Annotated in this window: 21 protein-coding genes; 9 read left to right on the top strand and 12 right to left on the bottom strand. The window is 69.2% G+C overall.

Annotated elements, in window-relative coordinates:
• Positions 1-74 precede the first annotated feature (74 nt).
• Genes glp through ACAM49_RS00845 form a run of 3 tightly spaced genes read left to right on the top strand, consistent with a single transcriptional unit; the run spans position 75 to position 2,721 of the window.
• A complete protein-coding gene (glp, locus tag ACAM49_RS00855; protein ID WP_369633501.1) occupies positions 75-1,280 on the top strand; it encodes a gephyrin-like molybdotransferase Glp in 1,206 nt (401 codons plus the stop codon).
• Positions 1,281-1,292: 12 nt separating this feature from the next.
• Positions 1,293-2,309 (top strand): bifunctional molybdenum cofactor biosynthesis protein MoaC/MoaB, encoded by a 1,017-nt coding sequence (gene moaCB, locus ACAM49_RS00850; RefSeq protein ID WP_369633500.1) that lies wholly within the window; start codon positions 1,293-1,295, stop codon positions 2,307-2,309.
• On the top strand, positions 2,302-2,721 hold the full coding sequence (locus ACAM49_RS00845; protein WP_369633499.1) for a molybdenum cofactor biosynthesis protein MoaE: 420 nt from the start codon (positions 2,302-2,304) through the stop codon (positions 2,719-2,721). The genes moaCB and ACAM49_RS00845 overlap by 8 nt, the downstream gene beginning before the upstream one ends.
• A 72-nt stretch (positions 2,722-2,793) precedes the next feature.
• Here ACAM49_RS00845 and ACAM49_RS00840 read toward each other — a convergent pair whose 3' ends face one another.
• Positions 2,794-4,182, bottom strand: coding sequence for a uracil-xanthine permease family protein (locus tag ACAM49_RS00840; RefSeq protein WP_369633498.1), 1,389 nt, complete (start codon positions 4,180-4,182; stop codon positions 2,794-2,796).
• A gap of 157 nt (positions 4,183-4,339) precedes the next feature.
• On the opposite strand from ACAM49_RS00840, the gene pucL reads away from it, so the two are divergent.
• Positions 4,340-5,260 (top strand): factor-independent urate hydroxylase, encoded by a 921-nt coding sequence (pucL, locus tag ACAM49_RS00835; protein WP_369633497.1) that lies wholly within the window; start codon positions 4,340-4,342, stop codon positions 5,258-5,260.
• Here the strand turns inward: pucL and ACAM49_RS00830 are convergent.
• Positions 5,242-6,942 carry a helix-turn-helix domain-containing protein gene (locus ACAM49_RS00830; protein WP_369633496.1) on the bottom strand — a complete coding sequence of 567 codons (1,701 nt, stop codon included), beginning with the start codon at positions 6,940-6,942 and terminating at the stop codon, positions 5,242-5,244. The genes pucL and ACAM49_RS00830 overlap by 19 nt on opposite strands.
• 74 nt (positions 6,943-7,016) lie before the next feature.
• Here ACAM49_RS00830 and ACAM49_RS00825 point away from each other — a divergent pair, with 74 nt between their 5' ends.
• The 3 genes from ACAM49_RS00825 (at position 7,017) to ACAM49_RS00815 (ending at position 12,348) form a co-directional block, all read left to right on the top strand.
• Positions 7,017-8,093 (top strand): GTP-binding protein, encoded by a 1,077-nt coding sequence (locus ACAM49_RS00825; protein ID WP_369633495.1) that lies wholly within the window; start codon positions 7,017-7,019, stop codon positions 8,091-8,093.
• A gap of 604 nt (positions 8,094-8,697) precedes the next feature.
• Positions 8,698-9,111, top strand: a complete 414-nt coding sequence (locus tag ACAM49_RS00820; protein WP_369633494.1) for a nuclear transport factor 2 family protein — start codon at positions 8,698-8,700, stop codon at positions 9,109-9,111.
• Between the two features lie 57 nt (positions 9,112-9,168).
• Positions 9,169-12,348 carry a carboxyl transferase domain-containing protein gene (locus ACAM49_RS00815; RefSeq protein ID WP_369633493.1) on the top strand — a complete coding sequence of 1,060 codons (3,180 nt, stop codon included), beginning with the start codon at positions 9,169-9,171 and terminating at the stop codon, positions 12,346-12,348.
• On the opposite strand, the gene ACAM49_RS00810 is transcribed toward ACAM49_RS00815, so the two are convergent.
• From ACAM49_RS00810 to ACAM49_RS00785, 6 genes are all read right to left on the bottom strand, one after another.
• The gene (locus ACAM49_RS00810; protein ID WP_369633492.1) at positions 12,340-13,902 is read right to left on the bottom strand and encodes a flavin-containing monooxygenase; all 1,563 of its coding nucleotides are present in this window, start codon (positions 13,900-13,902) and stop codon (positions 12,340-12,342) included. The two genes, ACAM49_RS00815 and ACAM49_RS00810, sit on opposite strands and share 9 nt — an antisense overlap.
• A gap of 149 nt (positions 13,903-14,051) precedes the next feature.
• Positions 14,052-15,080, bottom strand: coding sequence for a sulfate/molybdate ABC transporter ATP-binding protein (locus ACAM49_RS00805; RefSeq protein ID WP_369633491.1), 1,029 nt, complete (start codon positions 15,078-15,080; stop codon positions 14,052-14,054).
• Positions 15,077-15,886, bottom strand: coding sequence for a sulfate ABC transporter permease subunit CysW (gene cysW, locus ACAM49_RS00800; RefSeq protein WP_369633490.1), 810 nt, complete (start codon positions 15,884-15,886; stop codon positions 15,077-15,079). The genes ACAM49_RS00805 and cysW overlap by 4 nt, the downstream gene beginning before the upstream one ends.
• Positions 15,887-16,684, bottom strand: a complete 798-nt coding sequence (gene cysT / locus ACAM49_RS00795) for a sulfate ABC transporter permease subunit CysT (protein WP_369633572.1) — start codon at positions 16,682-16,684, stop codon at positions 15,887-15,889.
• Positions 16,685-16,821: 137 nt separating this feature from the next.
• Positions 16,822-17,859, bottom strand: a complete 1,038-nt coding sequence (locus tag ACAM49_RS00790; protein ID WP_369633489.1) for a sulfate ABC transporter substrate-binding protein — start codon at positions 17,857-17,859, stop codon at positions 16,822-16,824.
• A 189-nt stretch (positions 17,860-18,048) separates the two neighbouring features.
• Positions 18,049-18,138: an Ms4533A family Cys-rich leader peptide gene (locus ACAM49_RS00785; protein ID WP_310736047.1), complete on the bottom strand. Its 90-nt coding sequence runs from the start codon at positions 18,136-18,138 to the stop codon at positions 18,049-18,051.
• A gap of 167 nt (positions 18,139-18,305) precedes the next feature.
• Here ACAM49_RS00785 and ACAM49_RS00780 point away from each other — a divergent pair, with 167 nt between their 5' ends.
• Positions 18,306-19,349, top strand: a complete 1,044-nt coding sequence (locus ACAM49_RS00780) for a M48 family metallopeptidase (protein ID WP_369633488.1) — start codon at positions 18,306-18,308, stop codon at positions 19,347-19,349.
• On the opposite strand, the gene ACAM49_RS00775 is transcribed toward ACAM49_RS00780, so the two are convergent.
• Together ACAM49_RS00775 and ACAM49_RS00770 are read right to left on the bottom strand one after the other, a co-directional pair.
• The gene (locus ACAM49_RS00775; RefSeq protein ID WP_326311866.1) at positions 19,346-19,603 is read right to left on the bottom strand and encodes a hypothetical protein; all 258 of its coding nucleotides are present in this window, start codon (positions 19,601-19,603) and stop codon (positions 19,346-19,348) included. The two genes, ACAM49_RS00780 and ACAM49_RS00775, sit on opposite strands and share 4 nt — an antisense overlap.
• Before the next feature lie 128 nt (positions 19,604-19,731).
• A complete protein-coding gene (locus ACAM49_RS00770; protein WP_369633487.1) occupies positions 19,732-19,968 on the bottom strand; it encodes a hypothetical protein in 237 nt (78 codons plus the stop codon).
• Between the two features lie 200 nt (positions 19,969-20,168).
• On the opposite strand from ACAM49_RS00770, the gene ACAM49_RS00765 reads away from it, so the two are divergent.
• A complete protein-coding gene (locus tag ACAM49_RS00765) occupies positions 20,169-22,103 on the top strand; it encodes a glycoside hydrolase family 15 protein (protein ID WP_369633571.1) in 1,935 nt (644 codons plus the stop codon).
• A 48-nt stretch (positions 22,104-22,151) separates the two neighbouring features.
• Here the strand turns inward: ACAM49_RS00765 and ACAM49_RS00760 are convergent, their stop codons facing one another.
• Both ACAM49_RS00760 and ACAM49_RS00755 read right to left on the bottom strand, forming a co-directional pair.
• Positions 22,152-23,966: a hypothetical protein gene (locus ACAM49_RS00760; RefSeq protein ID WP_369633486.1), complete on the bottom strand. Its 1,815-nt coding sequence runs from the start codon at positions 23,964-23,966 to the stop codon at positions 22,152-22,154.
• Complete coding sequence (locus ACAM49_RS00755) at positions 23,963-26,221, bottom strand: hypothetical protein (RefSeq protein ID WP_369633485.1); 2,259 nt, start codon at positions 26,219-26,221, stop codon at positions 23,963-23,965. The genes ACAM49_RS00760 and ACAM49_RS00755 overlap by 4 nt, the downstream gene beginning before the upstream one ends.
• Positions 26,222-26,249: the final 28 nt, after the last annotated feature.

Raw genomic sequence — 26,249 nt, 5'->3', positions numbered from 1 at the left:
AGATTCGCACGAGCCGACCGGGTCGGACGGCCGGTCACCGATCGGAGGATTCGCCCGCGTATAGGCTCACCAGCATGAGTTCCCGGCACGCGCTCGCCCCGGCCAGACCAGTCGACGACCACCGCCGGCGCATCGAGGATGCGCTGCGGCCGCTGGCCGACCGCGTCGCCGAGACGGTGCCGATGGATCAGGCGCTGGGCAGGCGGCTGGCCGTGGATGTGTATTCGCCCCTGGACCTGCCGGTCTTCCGGAATTCGGCGATGGACGGGTACGCGGTGGCGGCCGAATCGGTGGCCGTCGTGCCCGCCACGCTGCCGCTGCTCGGCGTGGTGGCGGCCGGAAACACCGAGGCGGTGACGCTGCCCCAGGGCGCGGCCGTGAAGGTGATGACCGGTGCGCCGGTGCCGCCGGGCGCGGACTGCGTGGTGCCGGTGGAGCACACCGAATCCGACGGCGTCACGGTGACGATCCGAACCAGCAGGGCGAGCGGCGATTTCGTGCGCGAGCCGGGCACCGATGTCAAGGCCGGACAGCTGCTGGCCGCCGCGGGCACGCTGCTGCGGCCCCGGCACATCGCGGCGCTGGCCGCGGTCGGGCTGGGTGAGCTGTCGGTGCTGCGCCGGGTGCGCGCCGCGGTCCTCACCACCGGTGACGAATTGCGGCCCGCCGGAGCGACGCTGCTGCCCGGGCAGATCTTCAACTCCAATGGCATCGCGCTGGCCGCGGCGCTGGCCGACAACGGCGTCGAGGTGGTGTCGGTCGCGCATTCCACCGACGATCACGCCGAGTTCCGGCTCCGGCTGGCCGAGGCGGTCGCGCAGGCCGATGTGGTCTTCACCTCCGGCGGCGTCTCCATGGGCGACTTCGAGGTGGTGAAGGAGGTGCTGGGCGCGCAGGGCGGCGAATTCGGCTCGGTCGCAATGCAACCCGGCGGGCCGCAGGGCCTGACCACGGTCGAGGGCGTGCCGGTGCTGAGCTTCCCGGGCAATCCGGTGAGCACCATGGTGTCCTTCGAGGTCTTCGCGCGTCCCGTGCTGCGGGAGTTGGCCGGGCTGCCCGCCCTGCCGATTTCCGAACTGCCGCTGCTGGATTCGGTCCGCTCCCCCGCCGGGAAGCGGCAGTTCCTGCGCGGCAAGCTGACCGAGGACGGGGTCACGCTGGTGTCGGGTCAGGGCTCGCATCTGATCGCGTCCATGGCCCAGGCCGATGTGCTCATCGATATTCCGGCCGCGGCCACCGAGGTGCCCGCGGGCACGATCGTCGCCGTCCGGCCCCTGTGAAAGGCTGTTGTGATGAGTGAGTTGTCGCATGTCGACCGTGAGGGTCGCGCCCGCATGGTCGATGTGAGCGCGAAGGCCGACACCGCCCGCATCGCGGTCGCCGCGGGCGAACTGCGGACCACCCCCGAGGTCATCCGCCTGGTCCGGGCCGACGATATGCCCAAGGCCGATGTGCTGAGCACCGCCCGCATCGCCGGGATCAATGGCGCGAAGAAGACCTCCGAGCTGATTCCGCTGTGCCATCAGCTGGCATTGTCGTCGGTGAACGTGTCGTTCGGATTCACCGAGGACGCCATCACCATCGAGGCGACGGCGAAGACCAAGGGGCCGACCGGCGTCGAGATGGAGGCGTTGACGGCGGTCGCGGTCGCGGGGCTCACGCTGCACGACATGGTGAAGGCGGTGGACCCGGCGGCCACGCTGAACGGGGTGCGGCTGGTCACCAAAGAGGGTGGTAAGCACGGACATTGGGTGCGGCCCGAGGCTGAGCAGCAGAAGCACGACCACACGAAGCACGAAACCCCCGCTGCCGCACCGGCTTCCCGCGCGGGCGAGGGCCGTACGGCCGCGGTCGTGGTGGCCTCGACCGGCGCCGCCGCGGGCACCCGCACCGACACCACCGGCCCGGTCCTCGCGAAATGGCTTGCCGAGCAGGGTTTCTCGGTGCGCGGCCCGCTGGTCTTCGCCGACGCCGATATCTCCTTCGGCCTCTCCGACGCCCTGGCGAGCGAGCCCGATCTGGTGATCAGCACCGGCGGCACCGGGGCCTCCCCCACCGACGCCACGCCGGAAGCCACGCTCGCCCTTATCGATCGGGAGCTGCCCGGCGTCGCCGACGCCATCCGCCAGGCGGGCACCGCGAAGTTCCCCCTCGCCGCGCTGAGCCGCGGCGTGGCGGGCCTGGCCGGGCGCACCGTGATCGTCAATCTGCCCGGTTCGCCGGGCGGGGTGAAGGACGGCATCGCCGTGCTCACCCCGATTCTCGAACATCTGCTGGCCCAGGTGGCCGGAGGAGGCAACCATGAGTGAGCTGCTGGCCCGCATCAGCGAGCAACCCCTGGATCCGGCCGAGGTGGAGAAGGCCGTCAGCGGCCCCGAACACGGCGGCGTCGTGGTCTTCACCGGCAAGGTACGCGATCACGATGGCGGCCAAGCGGTTTCGGCGCTGGAGTACTCCGCGCACCCGCAGGCCGAACAGTTCCTGCGCAAGGTGTGCGAGGAGGTCGCGGCATCCTCGGGCCTGCCGGTCGCGGCGGTCCACCGCATCGGCTCGCTGACCATCGGCGACCTCGCCATCGTCGTGGCCGTCGCCGCGCCCCACCGTGCCGAGGCCTTCCAGACCTGCGCCGAACTGGTGGACCGCATCAAGCACGAGGTCCCCATCTGGAAGCGTCAGATGTTCGCCGACGGACTCTCCGAATGGGTCAACGCCTGCGGGTGATACCGCGGGCAAACCGAAGCCGTGGACCCGTACGGAATCCACGGCTTCGGCTTCCCCGATGAGGAGGGGGGATCAGGTGGCGGCGACCGCGTCCGGTGTGTCCGGCTCCGGGGCGGCCGGAGTCACTGTGCTGGCAGCGGGAGTCACTGCGCCGCGGGCGTATTCGCCGAGTTTGGTGTGGTTGAACACCAGGTTGAGGGTGAAGGCCGTGATGGCGGCGAGGCTGATGCCGCTATTGAGGATGATCTGGGCCGAGGACGGGAACTTCTCGAACATGCCCTTGGTCAGCACCGGCACCAGGCCGACGCCGATCGAGACGGCGATGATGCTGAGGTTCACGCGGTCGGAGAGGTCGGCCTTGCGCAGGGTGTCGACGCCGATGACCGCGATGGTGGCGAACAGCACCAGGCCGACGCCGCCGACCACCGGCTGGGGCACGGCCGCGACCAGGGCGCCGAAGCGCGGCACCAGGCCCAGCAGCACCAGGATCGCGCCGCTCACCGCCGTCACGTAGCGGCTGAACACGCGGGTGTTGGCGAGCGCGCCGACATTCTGGTTGAAGATGGTGTCCGCGAACGAGTTCAGCACCCCGGCCAGGACCGCGGAGAGCCCGTCGCCGATGAGGCCGCGCGCCAGATCGCCACGGCTGACCGGCTTTCCGGTGATCTCGCCGATGGCCAGCATGCTGGCGGTGGACTCGGCGAAGATGACGGCCATGGCGATGGTCATGGCCACCACCGCGGTCACCGGGAAATGCGGTGCGCCGAAATGGAACGGGTGCGGCACGCCGAGCCAGGATGCCTTCGAGACGCCGTCGAGCTTGATCAGACCCATGGGGATCGCGATGACGATGCCGACGATGAGCGCGATCAGCACACCCAGCTGCGACCACACGCCCCGTCCGAGCACCGTGCACACCAGGGCCACCACCAAAACCGCTGCGGCCAGCGCGATCCGGGAGGGCGAAGCGAACGTCGCCGCCTTGGGGTCACTGCCGACGACCAGGCCGCCCGCCACCCCGATCAGCGAGATACCGACCACGGTCAGCACGGTCCCACTGACCAGCGGCGGGAAGAACCGCACCAGCGAGGCGAACGGCCACGCCAGCGCGATGCCGATGACGCCGCCCAGCAGCAGCGATCCATACATCGCCTGGATCCCGTAGTCCTTGGTGATCAGGATCATCGGGCTCATGGCCACGAAGGTCGCGCCGGTGATGATCGGCAACCGCGCGCCCGCGAACTTCCCCAGCCCGAGGCTCTGCACCATGGTGATGATGCCCGCCACCAGCAGGTCCGCGCTGATCAGCAGGGCCACGGTGGACTTGTCCAGGCCCGCGGCCGCGCCGAATACCAAGGGCACCGTGACGCATCCGGTGTACATGATCAGCACGTGCTGGATGCCGAACACCAGCAGCCGATGCCACGGCAGCCGGGTATCGACGGGATGAGGCGAAGTCATCGGCCCTGTCTTCCTTCCGGGTCAGTTGCTGGTCAGGCTAAGCGGCCGTTTCGGCGCGAGGCTTTGTCCGATGTGCCCAAACGTCGCCGGATTCCGGTGCGGCGTTTTGTCTCCGAAACCAGCCGGCGCCGCGCCGCCGATGCGCCACAGTGATGCCATGACTGAATCCACCGGCCGGATCGTGCTCGGCCCGCACCAGTACGGGAAGGCCGAGAACCGAGTGGTGCGCATCTACCGCGATACCGCCCGGCACGAGATTCGCGATCTCAATGTCTCCTCGTGCCTGCGCGGCGGATTCGACGAGGCGCATACGGTCGGTGATCAGGGCGCGGTGCTGCCGACGGATTCGCAGAAGCAGACCATCTACACCTACGCCAAGAGCCACGGCGACGGGAGCATCGAGGACTACGGGCTGGCGCTGGCCCGGCACTTCGTCGCCGACATCGCGCCGGTGGATTCGGCGCGCATCGAGATCGAAGAGTATGGCTGGCAGCGGGTTCCGGTGCGCGGCAGCGAGCACGACCACACCTGGACGCGGATCGGGCCGGAGGTGCGGATCGCGGCGATCACCGTCGAGGGCGACGGCGCGGACCGCCGGGAGTGGGTGATCGGCGGCGTCAAGGATCTGGTGATCCTCAAATCCACCGGATCGGAGTTCGCGGGCTTCCTGACCGACCCGTTCACCGTGCTCGAACCCGCCTACGACCGCATCCTGGCCACCAGCCTGATCGCCCGCTGGCGCTTCGCCACCCCGCCCGCGGATTGGGACGCCGCCTACCACGGGATTCGGGCCGCCATGGTCGAGACCTTCGCGACGCTGCACTCGAAAGCCTTGCAGCAGACGCTGTTCGAGATGGGCCGGGCCGCGCTGGAGGCATACCCGTGCCTGGCCGAGGTCCGGCTGGCCGCTCCCAACAAACACCACTTCTCCTATGACATAGAGCGATTCGGCGTCCCCAACAAGGGTGAGGTCTTCCACGCCGACGACCGCCCCTACGGCCTGATCCACGCCAGCGTGCTGCGCGAGGGCGCGCCCGATGCCGGAATCGCCTGGGACCCTTACACCGGAGCGGTCTGATCCACCGTCCGCCCCTGCTCCAAGGTCCGCACCGCCAGGTACAGGTCCAGCCGATCGTCGAGCCGCCCCAGATCGCGCCCGGTGAGCTCCTCGATCCGGCCGATCCGATAGCGAACGGTATTGAGGTGCAGATGCATTCGATCCGCAGCTTGCCGCCAGGAGCCCTCGCAGCCGAGGAACACCGCCAGTGTCTCGAGCAGTCCGGCCCGGTGCCGCCGGTCGTACTCGAGCACCGGCCCCAGCACCCGCTCGGCGAAACGCCGCTGCAGTCCACCGGGCACGGCGGTGAGCAGGCCGACGGCCGAATCGATATCGGCCACCCGCAGGCTCACGGGTGCGGTATCGTCCCGCGCCGCGGTGGAGGCGGCCGCCGCCGCACCGATCGCGCCCGCGAGCGACTCGTCCCGCTGTCGGGCGCTCACCCCGATGGCGAGCCGGATTTCGGTGAGCCCGGCGGCGATTCGCCCGAAGCGCCGGTTCACCTCGGCGGCGATCCCGTCCTGGGTGCCCACGGTCACGCCGATCAGCCGCCCCTCGCGATCTATCGAGGTGGCCAGGTCCGGCAGCACGTCGTGCAGGGCGGACCGCACCGCCATCAGCCCGGCGATGGAGTCCGCCCAGCCCGAAACCCGGTGCGGGGCAACGACGTCGAGCTCGGCGGCGGGCGCGCCCGCCCGATCGATGGCACCCGCTATACCGCCGGTCAAGGCGCGGCGCTGCGGCGCGTCGGGAGTGGCCGCCGTCCCCGCTCCGCCCACGGCATGGGCGCCGTGCCGAGGGGCGCCCTCGGCGGCGTGGATCTCACAGACCAGCGCGACCTCGGAGGTGCCGGGCCGTTCGGCGAACGGCGTCGGGAAGCGGTCGGCCAGTTCCCAATCCAGGTGGCGCCGGTCGGAGCGGCGCTGGCGATACAGTTCGGCGACGGCGGCCAGGTCCGCGCCGAAGGGGTCGAGTTCCGGGACCGAGGGGCGGATCACCAGGTACCAGGCGGTGATTCGATCGCCCGCGCCGACCTGGAGCACTCGCATGGCGCCGGTGGTCACGGCGGGCAGGCGGGGCGCGGTCAGGGCGGTGGCGATGATCCGGTCGATCTCGTCCTCCGCCAGGTCGGCGGTCCCGGCGACGACCGTGCCGGTCGCGGTCAGCAGCCAGGCCGAAACCTGCTGTTCCGCAGCGAAATCCGCGAGCAGCGTCTCGATATCGGCCCCGGCGGCGACCGCGGCCAGCAGCCGGCGCTGCCGGTCGGCGCGGGATTGCACACGCCGCCAGCGCACCTCGGCGGCCTGCTCGGCCAGGTATTCGATGATCCGGCTGAACGGGACGCTCTGCGGGGCGGACAGCAGCGGCAGGCCGTGGCGTTCGCAGGCGAGCACCACGTCATCGGGGACGTGGCCGTGCAGGGCCTGCCCGGCCACCACACCGGCGACACCCGCGCCCGCCAGCAAGCCCACGTAGCGGTCGGAGTCGGCGGCCTCCTGCCGCCACACCAAACCCGTGCACACCAGCGCGCCCGCTGTCACGAAGGGGCGTGGATCGGGCATATCCGTCGCGCAGACCCTGGAGACCGGGCGATCCAGCTCCCCGGCGTCTCCGTGCAGCAACCGCATGCGCAATTGCGGCGCATCGAGTAGATCCCGCACCCGCACGGCGCACCTCCCGTGGTCGGTCGAATAGTCCGTCACGGTAGAACCGGGTTATTTCCACATGGTTTCAACCATGCTGCCGCGACCTCACGCGGATAAGTAAGGTGGTCGCCGTGAGTCGGCGCATTCCTGTCCTGATCGTGGCCGGATTCCTCGGTGCCGGGAAGACGACCCTGCTCAACCGTCTGCTGCGCACCCGGAACACGCGGATCGGGGTGGTGGTCAACGACTTCGGGGCCGTCAATATCGATGCCATGCTGGTCGCGGGTCAGGTCGACGCGATGGTGTCGCTCGGCAACGGGTGCGTGTGCTGCGCCGTGGATGTGAGCGAACTGGACGACCTGTTCGATCGGCTGGCGCATCCGAAGCAGAAGATCGACGTCATCGTGGTAGAGGCCAGCGGGCTGGCCGAGCCGCGCAATCTGATTCGCATGGTCGTGAACAGCGACAATCCGCGCATTCGCTACGGCGGGCTGGTCGAGGTGGTCGATGCCGAGCACTTCCGCGACAGCCGGGCGCTGCATCCGGAGCTCGGGACGCATCTGCGCATGGCGGATCTGGTGGTGCTGAACAAGTCCGATCGGGTGGAACCCGCCGCGCTGGAACGGCTGCGCGCCGAGATCGCCGAGTCGGTGGGCCAGGTGCCGGTGTATCCGACCAGCCACGGGCGGATCGATCCGGGATTGTTGTTCGATGAGCCGAATCGGGAGGCGCACGCGCCGCGCGTCGGTGACCAGCTCAGCTTCGACGAGCTACTGCTGGACGACGACCACGAGCATGAGCATTGCGATGGCGACTGCCACGACCATCGGCATCTGCACGACGCCTACGACAGTGTCTCGTTCACTTCCGAGACCGACCTGAATCCGCGCGAACTCATTGCGCTACTGGAGGACCCGCCCGTCGGCCTGTTCCGCGCCAAGGGCGTGCTCGCCTTCGCTGTCGCCGACGACCCGCGAAAATTCCTCCTGCACATGGTCGGCCGCCACATCACCATCGAGCCCACTCAGTGGTCCCGTCACGAGCCCCGGGTCAGCAGTCTGGTCCTGATCGGCTCCGGCCTCGACCGCGACCTGGTCCTCGACCGGCTCGAGGCCACCGTCCACAGCTCCGACGAGCTTCTCGACGACCACGCCCTGCTCCCCCTCTGGCGTTATGTCGCTGACGACGCGCTTGTCGGCGAGGGCTGATTCGGCCTCGAACTCCGCGCGCAGTTCCGCCACCTCGGCGGCCAGCTCATCGCGCATCTGTTCGCGCTCGAGCAGCGCGGCCCGCATGGTCTCGACGCTCTCGTTCATGGCGGCCAACCGCTGATCCGCGCCCTTGAGCTGCCACTCCACCACATCCCGGCGGCCCACCTCCGCGCTCGCGTAGCGCACCCACCCGACCACGTAGTCGACCCACTCCTGCTGCTTGGGCACGTCCTTGGGCGAATCGAACCCCTTGCGCTGCGCGGCCTTGGTGGACAGCACCAGTTCCGACCGCTTGCCCCGCCCCGGCGAATTCATCTCCGCCAGCGTCAACTTCCCCGCACTGGTCACCACCGCCATGAACCGGTACTTCCCGGCCAGATGCATGCGTAGCTCGGCATTGCCGCGCCCGTCGGAATCCATGGCACCCAACCACGGCCCCTCCGCCGCCTCGATGATCGCCGCCAGAATCTCCAACTGCCCCACACCGCGCCGCAACCGCGCCGCGGCCGTCCGCAGCGCCCCGGGCGTGGCCGTCATCTGATCCCAATGCATGCCCCGAACATATCCCCACCGCCCCGCACCGCCGTGATTGACTGGCCGAGTGACCGCGCTACCGGATCATCCGAACATCGAACTCGCCGTCCGCTATCACGAGGCAGTCGCCGCCGGAGCCACCGGTGATGACCTCGCCCGCTTCTTCCATCCTGATGCCGTCCACCACGAGCTACCGAACGCCCTGCTGCCGAACGGGGCCACCCGGAATCTCGCCGAGATCCTCGACGCCGCCGAGCGCGGACAGCAGGTGATTCGGGAGCAGCACTTCGATATTCACAATGCCGTCGCCACCGGTGATCAGGTGGCGTTGGAGGTCACCTGGACCGGGGTGCTGGCGATCCCACTAGGCGCGCTGGCGGCGGGGGACGAGATGCGGGCGGAGATCGCCACATTTCTGACCATTCGGGACGGAGTGATTCTGTCCCAGCGCAATTACGACTGCTACGTCACGAAGTTCTGACCTAGGCGAATGATTCGCTCCTTACGCCCGGGGTGATCCGTGCCATAGCCTGGCGGCGTGCGAGTAGTGGTTGCGAATCGTGGTGAGGTCGCGGTCCGGGTGGTGCGGACGGCGCGGGAGCTCGGGTACGAGACGGCGGTGCTGCATACCGCGGAGGATTACGGGAGTTTGGCGGTGCGGCTCGCGGACGCGGCATATGTGCTGCCGGGCAATGGGGCGGCGGGGTATCTGGATGTGGCGTCGGTGGCCATCGCCGCGGGCGCCTGCGGGCCGGGCGCATTGGTGCATCCCGGGTATGGGTTCCTCAGTGAGAGCGCGGAATTCGCGACTGCTTGCGCGGACGCCGGGCTGACGTTCGTCGGGCCGTCGCCGGAGGTGCTGCGGATCTTCGGGGACAAGGTCGCGGCGCGCGAGGCCGCCGAGCGGGCGGGCGCGACGGTGCTGCCCGCGACCAAGGCGGGGGTCTCGGCGGATGAGATCGCGGCGTTCCTCGCCGATCATCCGACCGGGGTGATGGTGAAGGCCGCGGCCGGGGGCGGTGGTCGCGGCATGCGGACCGTCTTCGAGGCGGCGCAGGTGGCGGAGGTGGTCGAGCGGTGCCGGGCCGAGGCGCTGGCCGGGTTCGGGGATGACACCGTCTACGCCGAGGCGCTGGTGACGCGGGCGCGGCACATCGAGGTGCAGGTGGTCGCCGACGGCGTGAGCGCGATGGCACTGGGCGATCGCGATTGCAGTGTGCAGCGGCGGCGGCAGAAGCTCATCGAGGTCGCGCCCACTCCGGATCTGGCCGCGGGCGTGCGGGATCGGGTGCAGCGGGAGGCGGTGCTGATCGCCGAGGCCGTCGGCTGCCGGGGAGTCATCACCGTGGAGTTCCTGGTCGACGGCACGGATGTGTGGTTCCTGGAAGTGAATCCGCGACTGCAGGTGGAACACACGGTGACCGAGGCGGTCACCGGGGTGGATCTGGTCGCGTTGCAGCTGGCCTTGGCACAGGGCAGGTCGTTGGCGGAGCTGGAGCTGCCCAAGAGCGAGCCGCGCGGTTACGCCGTCCAAGCGCGCGTGAATGCCGAACTGCTCGCGGCCGACGGCTCGGTGCTGCCGAGCACGGGGGTGATCGATCGGTTCGACGCGCCGACCGGGATGGGCGTCCGCGTCGATACCGCCGCACAGGTGGGCATGCGGCAGGGGGTGCGGTTCGATTCACTGCTGGCGAAGATCATCGCGCACGCACCCTCGTATCCGGCTGCGTTGCAACGGTGTTCGGACGCACTGGCGGAGACCGTCATCGGCGGGGTCGACACCAACCTGCACCTGCTGCGGGCCGTGCTGACCGAATTGAGCGACGGCACGCCCGTGACCACCGATTGGTTCGAAGACCATCTGGACGAGTTGCGGACGCGGGCAGAGGGTTTCGAGGATCCGGCCCCGCCCCAGCCGCTCGAGCATGCCGCCGCCCCGGCACTGGAGTTGACGGAAGTCGAACAGGCCCTGCGCTCCCCCATGGGCGCCACGGTCGTCTCCCTGGCCGAGCCCGGCAGTGTCCTCGCCGCCGGTGCCGAGGTCGCGGTGCTGGAGGCCATGAAGATGCAGCACGTGCTGCGCGCGACGGAGCCGCTGCGGGTGCTGCGGCACGCGGTCGTACCCGGGGACGTGGTCGATCCGCACGCGGTGCTGGTCACCTGGGCGGCCGCGGATCACGACGGCGCTGCCGCGGAATCGACCGTGGTGGACCTGGATTCGGTGCGCGCCGACCTCGCCGAGGTGCGGGCGCGGCACGAGACCACCCTGGACGCTCAGCGCGCGGCGGCGGTCGGCAAGCGGCATCGGCTCGGGCGGCGCACGGCCCGCGAGAACATCGCCGACCTCGTGGATCCCGACAGCTTCGTAGAGTACGGCGCGCTGGCGGTCGCCGCGCAGCGCAGTCGCCGCAGCCTCGAGGACCTGATCGCCAACACCCCCGCCGACGGCCTGATCGCGGGCGTCGCGACCATCAACGCCGATCGCTTCGGCCCGGACCGTACCCGCGCCCTGGTCATGTCCTACGACTACATGGTGCTGGCCGGAACCCAGGGCATGCGCAATCACGCCAAGACCGACCGCATGCTGGAACTGGCTCGCGAGCAACGGCTTCCGGTGGTGTTCTTCACCGAGGGCGGCGGCGGACGGCCCGGCGACACCGACCACGGCGGCATCTCCGGGCTCGATGTCACCACCTTCCGCGCCATGGGCGCGTTGTCGGGCAAGGTGCCGCTGATCGGCATCGTCTCCGGCCGCTGCTTCGCCGGAAACGCCGCGCTGCTGGGCATGTGCGACATCGTGATCGCCACCCCGGACGCCAATATCGGCATGGGCGGACCGGCCATGATCGAGGGCGGCGGGCTCGGCGTGTACGCGCCGGAGGACATCGGGCCCGTCGAGGTGCAGCGGCGCAATGGCGTGATCCACGTGGTCGCCGCCGACGAGGCCGAGGCGGTGGCGGTCGCCCGCCGGTACCTGTCGTACTTCCAAGGCGCGGAAACGGATTGGGAGGCCCCGGACCCGCGGCTGGCCCGGCACGTGGTGCCCGAGAACCGGCTGCACGCCTTCGACATTCGCGCCGCCATCGAGTCGATCGTCGATGTGGGGTCGTTCCTGGAACTGCGCCGCGACTGGGGCGTCGGCGTCGTCACCGGCCTGGTCCGGATCGAGGGCCGCCCCTTCGGCCTGATCGCCAATGACTGCCACCACCTCGGCGGCGCGATCGACGCACCGGCCGCCGACAAGCTCTCGGCCTTCCTCCAACTCTGCGGCGCGCACGGCCTGCCCATCGTGTCCCTCTGTGACACACCGGGTTTCATGGTCGGCCCCGAGGCCGAGGAGCACGCCACCGTCACCAAGTTCAGCCGCCTGTTCATCGACGCCGCCGCCCTCGAGGTCCCCTTCGGCACCGTCATCCTCCGCAAGGGCTACGGCCTGGGCGCACAGGCCATGGCGGCGGGCTCCTTCCGCGCACCCCGCTTCGTGATCGCCTGGCCCACAGGCGAAATCGGCGGCATGGGCCTGGAAGGCGCGGTGCGACTGGGCTTCGCGAAGGAACTGGCCGCCATCGAGGACCCGACCCAGCGCCAGGCCGCCTTCGACGCCCTGGTCAAGGCGGCCTACGACGCCGGTAAAGCCCTCACGGCCGCAACGGTTCTCGAACTCGACGACGTCATCGACCCGGCCGACACCCGCCGCTGGATCCGAACCCTACGCTGACCTGCCTCGATACTTCCGGTAGAACGCATACGCCATGGTGAGCGCCGCGACTCCCCCGAGGGAACGACCGGCGCTCACGTACCGGCGGCGACGCGCCCCGCGCGCCCGGACTTGCAGCCGCTCCTCGGTGAGGTCCGCGTAGCGGCTGGGCAGGAATGTATCGAAGTACTCGGACACGAAATTGTCGGTGCGCCGCACCGGCAATCCCATGTCCCGCATGAGTTCATCGATGTGATGGGTCAGATACGGACCGAGGTAGTACCCTTCCGGCCGCGCGGGCATGACCTCGCCCAGCCACTTCCCGACCCGTGTGATCTCGGCGTGCATATCGTCGACCTTCGGCAGTGCGAGCTCGCCCAGGAAGTGCTGGGACAGCCAGTGCGCCGAGATCTCCGCGCTCAGCTGGCACGCATCAGAGGAGCCGTAGCCGATGAAGCCGAGTCGCGGCAGCGTCGGCGGCAGGATATGCCGGTAGAGCTGGAACCGGCCTTCGACCCGGACGGTCTTCTCGAGTTCGGGCGCAAGGAATTCCAGCTCCTGCCGCCACCCGGTCGCGAAGATGACGACGTCAGCGTCGAGCCGCTTACCGCCCGCCAGTTCGACCGCGGTGCCGCCGGGGAACGCCGCGATGGTGTCGCGCCGCATGGTGATTCGCCCGCGCCGGGCCATCTGAAAGAACTCGTCGCTGACGCCGAGGTTCTCGATTCCGGACGGCAGTGGCGCGTCGGGCTTCATGGCCCTCGGCGAGCGCAGCAGAAATCGCAGGTACGCCGACATTGCGCGCCAATACCGGTCGGTCAGCTTCTGGCCCGGCCCGTGCAGGAACCGTTCGATGCGGCTCTGCCGGTGATACCGGAAGAACGATTCGGTGAAGCGGTTCAACATGATCCGATCCGAGGGCGTTCCGCCCGGCAGGAACCGCGGCAGCATGGGATGCGCCTTGCGGAACACCAGCGTGCACTCGCGCGCGTGCTCTCCCGCGAACGCGGCGCAGTCCAGCGCCGACTTCCCGGCCCCGACCACGATCACCCGGCGGCCCTTGACCAGTGACGGATCGATGGCCTGGCTGGAATGCAGCAGTACTCCCCCGAACTCGCTGCCGCCCTCGATATCCGGGATCCGCGGCGTGGAGAACACCCCCGCGCAGACCACCACGAAGTCGAAGCGCAGATCCCGCACCCCGTCCGGGCCGACGACCTTCAGCTCGAAGCCGTCGGCCACCTCGGACACCCGGATCACCTCGGTGGACAACCGCAGGTACGCCGCGAGCCCGAAGCGCTCCACATACGACGCGAGGTACTCGCGCACCTGCGCGGCGCTCGGGAACACATCGGCCGACTCCGGATACGGATGATCGGAGTACGCGTAGGTGTCCCGGGAGTTGTTGGTGCGCAACCCCGGATACGTGCGCGCCTCGATCCAGACGCCGCCCGCCGCGTCCTCCTTGTCGAAGACGACGACCTCGAATCCGTCGTCCCGCATGACCTTCGCGGTCACCAGCCCGGCAATTCCCGCGCCGATGATGCCGACGCGCTTTCCACCCGCACTCGTCACGTCCGTTTTTCCCCTCTGGACCTGCACGTTTCGGGCCACACGCTACGGCAGCGCGAGGCCCGACGTACACGGCTCAGAGCGACTCGCCAAATGGCGATCAGTATGGGCGTGTCGTGATTTCCAGCCGAAATCGCCTAAACGAGACGAACTTACGACTGCTCGACCAGGCTCGCGACCGGCTCGGCCTGAACCGGCAGCTCCGGGATGCGGGTGGCGCGGGCATACACGGTCTCACCCTCGGCCAGGTGCAGCGCCTCGGCGTCGCCGCGGGTCACCTGCGCCGTGAACAGATCACCGGTGGCCGCGTTGCGCAGCTCCACGCGAACCTCGAAGCCCAGGTGCACAACCCGCTCCACCGTCGCCCGGGTGACGCCCGCGGACTGCGCGGTGCCCTCGTGCGCGGCCAGCGCCATGCTCGGATCCCGCCCGACGCGAATATCGTGCGGCCGCACCAGATGCCCGTTCAGCTTGGCCACCGCGCCCAGGAACGACATGACGAATTCGTTGGCGGGCCGGTCGTACACGTCCTCCGGGCTGCCGATCTGCTCGATGCGCCCCTTGTTCATGACCGCGATCCGGTCGGCCACATCGAGGGCCTCCTCCTGGTCGTGGGTGACCAGGACGGTGGTGACGTGCACCTCCTCGTGCAGCCGGCGCAGCCAGGTGCGCAGGTCCGCACGGACTTTCGCGTCCAGCGCGCCGAACGGCTCGTCCAGCAGCAGCACCTGCGGGTCCACCGCGAGCGCGCGGGCCAGCGCCATGCGCTGGCGCTGACCGCCGGAAAGCTGTGCGGGATACCGGTGCTGGAAGCCGTCCAGGCCGACGATCTCGAGCAGGTCGTCGACCTTCTTCTTGATCTCGCCCTTGGGCCGCTTGCGGATCTTGAGCCCGAAGGCCACATTGTCGCGCACGGTCATGTGCTTGAACGCGGCGTAATGCTGGAACACGAAGCCGATATCGCGCTTCTGCGGCGGCACATTGGTGACGTCGCGCCCGGCGATGGTGACCAGGCCGTTGTCCAGGTTCTCCAGGCCCGCGATCGAGCGCAGCAGCGTCGACTTGCCCGATCCGGACGGCCCCAGCAGCGCGGTCAGCTCGCCCGACGGGATGTCGAGGCTGACGTTGTCGAGAGCGGCGAAGGTGCCGTAGCGCTTGTTCGCGTTGTTCACGGTGATCATTTGGCAGTGCCCCGCTTGCGTTCGAGGAGGGTCATGACGATGAGGACAACGAGGGCGATGCCCATGAGCAGGGTCGCCGCGCAGTACGCGCCGAAGGTGTTGTGGTCGTTGACGTATCGGCCGTTCACCAGCAGCGTCAGCGTCTGGGACTTGCCGGGCAGGCCGGTGGACACCATGATCACCGCGCCGAATTCACCGAGCGCGCGGGCCACGGTGAGCACGATGCCGTAGGTCAGGCCCCAACGGATGGCCGGCAGCGTGATGCGCCAGAACGTCTGCCAGCCCGAGGCGCCCAGGGTGGCCGCGGCCTGCTCCTGATCGTCGCCGATCTCGTGCAGCACCGGCTCCACCTCGCGCACCACGAACGGCAGCGTCACGAAGATGGTCGCGATGACCATGCCCGGCAGATTGAAGATGACCTTCAACCCGTGGCTCTCCAGCCCGCCGAACCAGCCGTTGGCGCCCCACAGCAGGATCAGCGAAACACCAACCACCACCGGCGAAGTCGCCATCGGCAGGTCCACCACGGCCTGCAGCAGGTTGCGGCCGGGGAACCGCCCGCGCACCAGGGCCAGCGCGATGATCACGCCGAAGATGACGTTCACCGGCACCGTGATGGCCACGATCGTCAGCGTCAGGTTGAACGCCGACACCGCGGCGGGAGTCGAGATCGAGTCGATGAACGCGCCGACGCCGTTTTCGAAGGTGCGCCACAGGATGATGCCCAGCGGCACCACCAGCAGCACGAACAGATACGACAGCGCCACCGTGCGCAGCGAAATCTTGGTCCAGAAGCCGAGTCTCATCTACGCCTCCCTTTCCTTGCGCGCCAAGCGGTCCGCCGTGACCCGCAGCACGAACAGGGTGACCAGCGAGATGGTCAGCAGCGCCACGGAAACCGCGGCGGCGTTCACCGGGCGGTCCACCTCGATCTGCTGCTGGATGTACTGCGAGGCCATCTGCGTCTTCTTCGGGATGCCGCCGCCGATCAGCACCACCGACCCGTACTCGCCGATGGCGCGGGCGAAGGCCAGGCCCGAACCGCTCACGATGGCCGGGGCCAGCGTCGGCAGCACGATGGTCCGGAAGGTGGTCCAGTTGTCCGCGCCCAGCGACGCGGCCGCCTGCTCCACATCCCGGTCGGCCTCGATCAGCACCGGCTGCACCGAGCGCACCACGAACGGCAGCGTCACGAACGCCAGCGCCACCACCAGACCGGGCTGGGTGGCATTGAGGTGGATATCGAACGGCGACTGTGGCCCGTAGAGGGCCAGCAGCACGATGGAGGCCACGATGGTGGGCAGCGCGAAGGGCAGGTCGATGAGACCGTTCACGAAGCCCTTGCCCGGGAACTCGTCCCGCACCAGCACCCAGGCGATGAGCGTGCCCATCACCACATTGATCAGCGTCACGACGACCGACACCAGGGCGGTCACCTTCAACGCGTCCAGCGCGGCGGGCGCGGTGACCGCGTCCCAGAAGCCGGACCAGCCGTCGTCGAAGGACTTGACGGTCAGCGCGGCCAGCGGCAGCAGCACGATGATGCTGAGCCACAGCACCGAGGTGCCGATGCCGAGCGGACCGACCGAGCCGCTCACCTTCAGCCAGGACCGGAACCCGCCCCGACGCGCGGGCCGGGGCGGGTTGTCGTCTAGCGAAACGCCGGGGTCGCGCACGACCCCGGCGTTCGAACTGCTGTCACTCACGGTTTCGAGTATCGCTTGTGTCGCAGGTCACTCGACTACTTGGTGGCCTTGTCGTAGATCTGGGCGACGGAACCGGTGTTCGGGGTGAACAGTTCCTTGTCGACGGCCTTCCAGCCACCCAGGTCCGCGATGGTGTACAGCTTCTGCGGGGTCGGGAAGCTCTTGGCGTTGTCGGCGGCCACCTTCGGGTCGACCGGACGGAAGCCGGCCTCGGCGAACGCCTTCTGCGCGTCGGCGGTGTACAGGAAGTCGCGGAACGCGGTGGCCTGCTTGAGGTTCTTGGCGTTCTTCAGCACCGCGACCGGGTTGTCGATCCGGAAGGTGGTGTCGGGCACGACGTGCTCGATCGGATCGCCCTTGGACTCGGAGAAGATGGCCTCGTTCTCGTAGCTGAGCAGCACGTCACCGGTGCCCTGCAGGAAGGTGTCGGTGGCCTCGCGACCCGACTTGGGCTGCACGTGCACGTGGCCGATCAGCTGGCTCAGGTAGTCCAGACCGGCTTGGGCGTTCTTGCCGCCCTCGCTCTTGGCGGCGTAGGGGGCCAGCAGGTTCCACTTGGCCGAACCCGAGCTGAACGGGTTGGGGGTGACCACCTCGATACCCGGCTTGAGCAGGTCGTCCCAGTTCTTGATGCCCTTCGGGTTGCCCTTGCGGACCGCGATGACGACCACCGAGCCGAACGGGACGCCCTTGTTGGCGTCGGCGTTCCAGCTCGCGTCCACCTGACCGGAGTCCACCAGGCGGGTGATGTCGGGCTCGACGGAGAAGCTCACGAAGTCGGCCTCGGCGCCGTCCTTGACCTTGCGGGACTGGTCACCGGAGGGGCCGTAGGAGGCCTGGAACTGCACGCCCTTGCCGGCGTCGGTCTTGTTGAAGACCGGGGTCACCTTGTCGTAGGCGGCCTTGGCCACCGAGTAGGCGTACAGGTTGACGGTGCCGCCGCCGCTCGCGGCCGGGCCGGCGTCCTTGGTGTCGCTGGCGCCGCCGCTGCACGCGGTGAGCACGGTGGCCGCGACCGCGGTGAGTGCGACGGCGAAGGTAGATCGGCGGGAGAGACGGATATTGCGGGACATCGGCGTGGACCTTTCGAGCGAACCGCCGGGGGACCTTGTTGGCCGGCGGAGATGACGTACTGCCGTAGACCCGTCGCGAGCACAGTCGTGACGGTGGCGCTCGGCCCGAAGGCCGCCGGGGACGGACACGAACTGCGAAAAGAATGCGCGCCAAGTCTACTCAGACGTGCAGCAGTGCCCTATCGGCCGTCAGCGACAGTGAATGTCGGCAACCGCGAGGCAGCCCACAGCGATCAACGCCAATTCATGGCGGACCCGGGGCAGAACACTCGACGACACGCGGCGACTTTAGCAGAGCTCCACGTCAGGCCGCTAATCCCGGGCAGGGGTTGGAATCGGCTCGAGCGCAACCCTGGCCGGAAACCCGGGCGCGGCTCCGGCGAGAATTCGGCAGACTGGTCCCTGCGGCCGCCGCCGCGCCTGCCGAACCACACGGGGGAAAATCCATGACCACACCCGCTCGACTCCGCCGGGAATTCCCCGGCATCTCCACCCGCGCCTGGGAGCATCCCGCCGACCGCACCGCACTGGTCGGTCTGCGGCAGCTCAGCGGCTTCGACACCCTGCTGCGCACGCTCTCGGGGCTGCTGCAGGAACGCCAGCACCGGCTCATGTACCTGGCGACCGCGGTGCGGGTGGACGAGCGGCAGTTCAAGAACATTCACCAGCTGCGCGAGGACGCGGTGCGGATCCTGGACGCGGACCGCACGCCGGAGATGTTCGTGCTGCAGCAGCCCGAGGCCAATGCCTTCACCATCGGCATGGACCGGCCCTTCATCGTGCTCACCACCGGGCTGCTGGATCTGCTCGATCCCGAGGAGCTGCGGTTCGTGGTCGGCCACGAGCTCGGGCACGCGCTGTCCGGGCACGCGGTCTACCGGACCATGCTCATGCATCTCATGCGGATCGCCGACAGCATCGGCTGGATGCCGGTGGGCGGCTGGGCCGTTCGCGCCATCATCGCGGCGCTGATGGAGTGGAGCCGCAAGTCCGAACTCTCCGGCGACCGGGCCGGACTGCTGGTCGGCCAGGACGTCGAGGCGTCGGTGCGGGTCCACATGAAACTGGCCGGCGGCTCGCGCGTGGACCAGATGAGCCACGCCTCGTTCCTGGAACAGGCCGACGCCTACGACCGCGCGGGCGACCTGCGCGACGGCGTGCTCAAACTGCTGAACCTGGAACTGCAGACCCACCCGTTCTCGGTGCTGCGGGCGGCGGAACTGCGGCGCTGGATCGCCAGCGGCGACTACGACCGCATGCTCGACGGCCAGTACCCGCGCCGCGATCAGGACAAGAACGCCCGCATCTCCGAGGAGATCAAGCACGCGGCGCGGTCGTACAAGCAGAACTTCGAACAGTCCGAAGACCCCCTGATCCGCACCGTGCGCAACCTGGGCCGAGATTTCGGCGAAACGGTCGGCACGGTGGGTCAGGAAGTCAGCGAAACGCTCTCGAAGCTGGGGAAGAAAATCCGCGGATCAGACGACTAGTCTTCGGCGTCGACGACCGGCGGGGTCTCGAAGATGTCGAGGAGCCACTCTTCGGTGGCGCTCTCGGCGTCTTCCTCGTCGGGGCGGATGCGGTTGCTCAATTTGACGCCCAGACCGAGCAGCTGGGCGGCCTTCACCATCTCGATGGCCTCGTCGGGGCCGCAGTAGTGGGTGGCGATCAGACGGGGCTCGTCGTCGAAGTCCTCTTCGGACAACAGGGTCTCCACTTCCAGACCTTCATCGGTTGTTGACATGGGTCTGCACAGTACGCGGAGAATTCGCCGCAGCGGTACCGAAAGCCGCTCAGCGAGTGAACAACCAGGCGACGACTACGAGAACAAGAAGTGCGATCAGGGCAAGCTGGACACGAGAGCGGGGCATCTCAGGCGGCTTCCTTCCGCATGGGTCGCGGCGACGTGGCGGGAATCGCGGCCTCGCGGGCGGCGACGCGGTCGCGGCCGGCAATGCGCAGCACCATCCGCAGCACCCGGTCGAGCACGTAGGCGATGGCCAGGCAGACCGGGATCATGGCCGCCAGCACCACCGCGAACTGGGGCACGAAGGGCAGACCAGCCACCCACAGTTCGACGCCGTCCCACCATCCTGCGATCGCATGCACGCCCCCAGCCTATGCCGACGTAGCGGTGGTGGACGATTCGGGCTATCCGGGCCGATCATGTCTAGATGGAGTCGTACGACGAACCGGAATCCCCGGACCGGCCGCTCGGCAGCGAGCTCGGCGTCATGCCCGCCGCCGATTTCAATGATCCATCCCAGGTGGACGCCCCGCGCGACCCGCTGTTGCCCTCGGACCCCTCGATGTCCGACAACTTCTTGCCCAGCGCCACCGGTGGTATGCATCACTCGGTGTTTCCCCCCATCGACGACTACGCCTTCCTCTCCGACTGCGAGACCAACTGCCTCATCGCCCGAAACGGGTCGGTGGAGTGGATGTGCATCCCGCGTCCGGACTCCCCCAGCATCTTCGGAGCCATGCTGGACCGCAGCGCCGGGCATTTCCGCATCGGCCCCTACGGCCGCAATGTGCCCGCCGCGCGCCGGTACCTGCCCGGCGGGCTGATCGTGGAGACCACCTGGCAGACCGAGACGGGCTGGCTCATCGTGCGCGACGCCCTGGTCCTGGGCCCGTGGCACAACAACCGGTCCCGCAGCCGCACCCACAAGCGCACCCCGATGGACTGGGATGCCGAGCACATTCTGCTGCGCACGGTGAAGTGCGTGAACGGCGTGGTCGAGCTGGAGATGAGCTGCGAGCCCGCCTTCGACTACCACCGCGGCCCGGCCACCTGGACCTACACCGGCGACGTGTACGAACAGGCCAGTGCCAGTTGCGATATCGAGGGCTGCCCGACGCTGACCCTCAATACCAATCTGCGGCTGGGCCTGGAGGGCCGCGAGGCGCGCGCCCGCACCCGCATGAAGGAGGGCGACGAGGTCTTCGTCGCGCTGTCCTGGTCGGATCTGCCGCCGCCGCGCACCTTCGCCGAGGCGGCCGAGAAGATGTGGCAGACCACCGAGTGCTGGCGGCAGTGGATCACCTTGGGGCGCTTCCCCGATCACCCGTGGCGCGGATATCTGCAGCGCAGCGCCTTGACATTGAAGGGCCTCACCTACGCGCCCACCGGCGCGCTGCTGGCCGCGGCCACCACCTCGCTGCCGGAAACCCCTGGCGGCGAACGCAACTGGGATTACCGCTACACCTGGGTGCGCGACTCCACCTTCGCGCTGTGGGGCCTCTACACCCTCGGCCTGGATCGCGAGGCCGACGACTTCTTCGCCTTCCTGCACGATGTCGCCACCGACGGCAACGGGACTCCCGTTCCGCTGCAAGTGCTCTACGGCATCGGCGGCGAACGCGAGATCACCGAATCCGAGCTCACCCACCTCTACGGCTACGACGGCGCCCAGCCGGTGCGCATCGGCAACGGCGCCTACAACCAGGAGCAGCACGATATCTGGGGCACCATCCTGGATTCGGTCTACCTGCACGTGAAGTCGCGCCAGCAGGTGCCGGAGACCTTGTGGCCCTTGCTGGAACGGCAGGTGCAGGCGGCGATCGAGAACTGGCGCAACCCGGATCGCGGCATCTGGGAGGTGCGCGGCGAGCCGCAGCACTTCACCTCGTCCAAGGTCATGTGCTGGGTGGCGCTGGACCGCGGCGCGAAACTGGCCGAGCTGCACGGGGAACTCGACTACGCCAAGAAGTGGCATGACATCGCCGACGAGATCCGCGCCGACATCCTCGACAACGGCGTCAACTCCGAGGGCGTGTTCACCCAGAGCTACGGCAGCAACACCCTGGATGCCTCACTGTTGCTGGTGGTGCTGACCCGCTTCCTGCCGCCCACCGATCACCGGGTGCGGGCGACGGTGCTGGCCATCGCCGACGACCTCACCGAGAACGGTCTGGTGCTGCGCTACCGCACCGACACCACCGATGACGGCCTGATGGGCGAGGAGGGCTCGTTCACCATCTGCTCGTTCTGGCTGGTGTCGGCGCTGGTGGAAATCGGTGAGCTGCAACGCGGCCGGCAGCTGTGCGAACGGCTGCTCGGGTACGCCAGCCCGCTCAAGTTGTACGCGGAGGAGATCGACTCGCGGACCGGACGGCATCTGGGCAACTTCCCGCAGGCGTTCACCCACCTGGCGTTGATCAATGCCGTCACGCACGTGATCAGGGCCGAGGAATCGCGCAATGCGGGCACGTTCCACCCGGCCCACCCGGGTCGCTGAAAGAGACACGACGAAAAGGAAATCGGCCGCTCGCGCGGCCGATTTCTTTCAGTACGAGGGGTTTTCGCCGATCGTGTCGGCGTGCTCGCGGATCTCGCGCAATCGCACCAGTGAGCGTTCGATCTCGGTGAGCCGCGCCTCGCGGCCCGCCCCCGAATGCACGGTCGCCGCCTCCTCGGCGGCGCGCAGCGAGGCGTCCACCGAACGCAGTGTGGCCGAGGCGATCTCGGTGAAGTGATCGCGCAGGCTGCGCTGCACCGCCCGCAGGCGATAGCGGGACTCCTTGCTCACCTGGAAGATCACATCGTCCATGAGCCGGGCCACCGCGACCTTGGCCTCGGCCTGACGGCGCTGGCGGCGGGCCCGGTAGTCGTCCCATACGGCATGCAGACCCAGCAGCACGGCCGCGCCGACGGAGTACCGGTTCACCAGCGACATGTGCAGCAGGCTGGTGATCAGGCCGACCATGAGCAGGCCGCCGTAGGAGCCGCGCAGGGCGGTCAGGATCTGCTGGGTGACACCGTGTTTGGCGCTGTCCAGCTTGTCCAGCGCGGCGACGGGTTCCAGCACCGCACCGACGTCACCGGGATTGTCGAGCTTGAGATCCGGTGTGGGAATACCGCTTTCGGGGAATTTCGCCGCCACCTGCTCGGCCAGTTCCACCGAGCGGTAGTGGGCGATGACGAAGTTCTCCTCGACCGCCTCGCAGATCTTGGCGTCCAGGTCGGCGCCGAAGTCGGCCCAGCCCTTGGCCGGATCGCCCTTCATGATCTCGGTCTCGGCGTCGCGGATGAGGCTGCGCAGCCGGTGCCGCAGATCGTGCTCGGTGTCGGCCATCAGCTCGCCCGCGCCGTCGGCGAGGGTCACCTGCCAGTTGGCGGTGCGCTGACGCAGCTGCTCGGCCTCCTCGCGGGTGCGGCGCAGCTGTTCGGTGATGACGGTGAGGCGGCGCGGATCCCGCAGCGTCTCGGCCTCACTGCGCAGTACCAGCGCGAGATGGTCGGTGATGAGCCGGATATCGCGCACCGCGGCCTCCACGGCCACCGCGTCGGCGCGGCCCAGCACATGCGAGCGCAGGTGGTCGAGCAGTTGCGGCACACCGGATTCCAGATCCAGCTGCTGATCCCCGGCCTGGGCGGCGCGCCCGTGCAGCCGGGCCGAGGCCGGGGCGACGGCGAAGGCCAGCCCGGCGTCGTCGAGCAGCTTGCGGTCGTGCTGCTGCACCTCCGGCCACTGCGGATACTGGTCGATCTTGTTGAGCACGCAGATCACCGTCGGGCACACCTGGTGGATGCGCTGCAGCTGCTCGATCTGGGCCGGGGTGAACGGGGCCCGCGCGTCGGCGACGTAGAGCACCGCGTCCGCGGCGGCGATGAGCGACCAGGTGGCCGGGGTGTCGCCGGGCGAGCCGGGCGCGTCCAGCACCACGAAGCCCTCCGCCAGCAAGGGACTGGGCTGCGAGAACTCGGCGCGGATCACCTCACCGGAGGCCAATTCCGCCAGTGCCGCACGCGGATCCACGGCGGTGCGCTTGGCGGTGCCGCCCGGACCCATCGAGACCAGCGTGGCACCGGCCTGCGGTCCGTACTCGGCGATCACCGGCACGCCCGGACGGCCCTCGGTGGCGCTCACCTCGGCCCCGACCAGGCTGTTGACCAGCGTGCTCATACCGCTCTTGGACTCGCCGACCACGACCAGCCGCACCCGGGGATCGGTCAGCCGCGCCCGGGCGATGCCGAGGCGACCGGACAGATCGACCCGGCCGGAGGCGTGGGTCAGTTCGAGCAGGCGATCGACCAGCTCGACCAGCGGGCCCAGCGCATCGGGATTCTTCACCGCAACCTGATGATCGGCGGCGCTCACAGCAGCAGCATGTGATCGCCCGGATCCTGCATCGGGGAGTGGTGGGCATCGGTGAACGTCGAATCGGGCACCAGACCGGTATACAGGCCCGAATCATGAACCAGCACACCGGAATCGTGCAGACCGAGCGCGTGCGCGCCGGTGTCGGCCACGATCGGCTGCGGGTGGGCGCCCGAATCGAATTGGTCCGCAATGGGTTTGACCGGTGTCTGCACCTCGACGTGCGGCGGCGTGGTGAGCGGATGCACGGTCGGGACCGGGGTCTGAGTGGTCGGCGCGGGCGCGACCGACACCGTGGGCTGGTGCGTGGTCGCATCCGGCACGGTCGGCACCGTCGTCGGGACGGACACGTCCGGGGTCGGGTGGGCCGGAGTGGTGACGGTCGGCTGATGGGTCGGCAGGGTGTCGTCGCTCGGCACGGTGACCGGAGTCGTTGTGCCGCCGTGGGTTCCGGTGTCGTCGCCGGGCTTCGCGGGCTTGGTGGTGACGTCGTCCTTGCCGGTGACCGGCGGGGTGACGGGCGTCGTCAGCGCGGTGCTGCCCGGCTTGGTGATATCGGTGTCCAGGCCGGGGATCTTGGTCGGGATGGTGGGCGCGGTGGTGAGGCCGGGCACCGGATCGATCTTGGCCGGGGTGCTCACGTGCGGCGCGGGCGTCGGCGCGGGGGTGACCGGCACGGACTTGTCCGCCACGGTGGTCGGATGGTGGGGCGCGGTCGGCTCACCGCTGGCCAGCACCGGCTGCTTGCCGTGGTCGAACAGGGCGGGCGCGACCGCGGCGGGCGCGGTCAGCGGCGACGGGCCGGCGTGGGTCGAGAGCAGGTTCGCGATCGGCTGGCTGGCGGCGTCGGGCTGGATGGTGGTCTGCAGCGGCGTGACCGTCACCGGCTGGGCCACGGCCACGGGGGCGACCGCGACGGGCGCGACCGGGGCGACAGCCACCGGGGCCACGGGGGCGACCGGCGCGGGCGCGGCGACCGGCGCGGGAGTGAACGCCACCGGTGCGGGCGACGCCGCCGGCGCCGGAGTGCCGAGCGACAGCGGAGCGGGCTGCGCGGCAGCCGGGCTCGGCGCACCCAGCGCGCCGACCGGCGCGGTGGACGAGGCGATCGGCGAACTCGCCCCCGGCAGCGTCGGATTCGCACCGGGCAGCGTCGGATTCGCGCCCGGCGCAGTCGAATTCGCGCCCGGCAGAGTCGGCGCGCCCGACGTGTTCTGTCCCGAGCCGGACGAATTGAACGGCGTGCCCATGTTGTTGGGCGTCGAGGCGCCCGGCAGGCTGGGCTGGCCGCCGTTATTGGGCAGCGAGGTGTTCGCGGGAATGTGCGAAATACCCTGTCCCAGTTGCTGACCGAAGGCGTCGAGCTGATGCCCGACCTGGCCGACACCCACGTCGACCTTCAGATTCGAGTGGAACCACGCGCCGTCCAGGCCGATGTGCGCGTCGACGGACCAATCGGTGCCGATGAACAGGCCGGTGCCCTGACCGCCCGCGCCCACGCCGTCGAACGCTCCGGAGTGATCCGCCACGCCGTGGTTGGGCGCTACGGGGTTGGGCGTGGCGTGCGCGCCGGTCATATCTGGCAGGTGGAAGCCGTTGGACGCGCCGGGTAGCTGGAAACCGTTGGCGGCGCCGGGTAGGTGGAAGCCGCCGGTGCCGTCGAGGCCGGGCAGGCCGAGGCTCGGCTGCTGCTGGTCGGCGGACGGCAGGTGGGGCTCCGCCGGCGTCTCACCGGCGGGCTGGGTGTTCTCCTCGAGCGGCAGACCGAATCCGGGGTGCGGGCCGTAGGTGGGCAGACCGGTGGCGCCGGTCCCGGCATCGGGCAGGCCGAGGCCGTGGAAGCCGGTGTTCGAGTTGTCGGGCTGCGGGATCGAGTCGAACGACATCGGGAGGAAACCGGCGTCGGTGCCGCGATGGACCTCGTCGAGGTGCGCGAAGGGCGAGTGGTTGACCGGCGAGACGGGGGCCGGACCGTGGTGCGGGGGAATCGAGTCCGGGGTCAGATCCGGGAAGGTGACGGTCGGGCTGGGCGTCTCGGGCTTCGGGTCGTTGACCTCGGACCAGCCCACATTCTTGGAGTCGTGATCGATGGCGGGGGTGCCGCCGCGGTTGCCGCCCGCGGCGATCAGCGCGCCGCCGGTCACGTACGCGCCCGCCCTGGCCACGCGCGCGACACCGTTGGCAATGTTGTAGGCGGCGTCCCCGCCGTTGTCATCGGCGTCGGAGGCGTCGTCGAAGGGCAGATCACGCGTCATCTGGGCTCCGCTCTCAGGGCTCCGGCGA

The sequence above is a fragment of the Nocardia sp. JMUB6875 genome, assembly GCF_041154655.1.
Classification (GTDB): Bacteria; Actinomycetota; Actinomycetes; order Mycobacteriales; family Mycobacteriaceae; genus Nocardia.
Note: the sequence above shows the minus strand (reverse complement) of the source record. Positions and strands in the feature narration are given on the sequence as shown.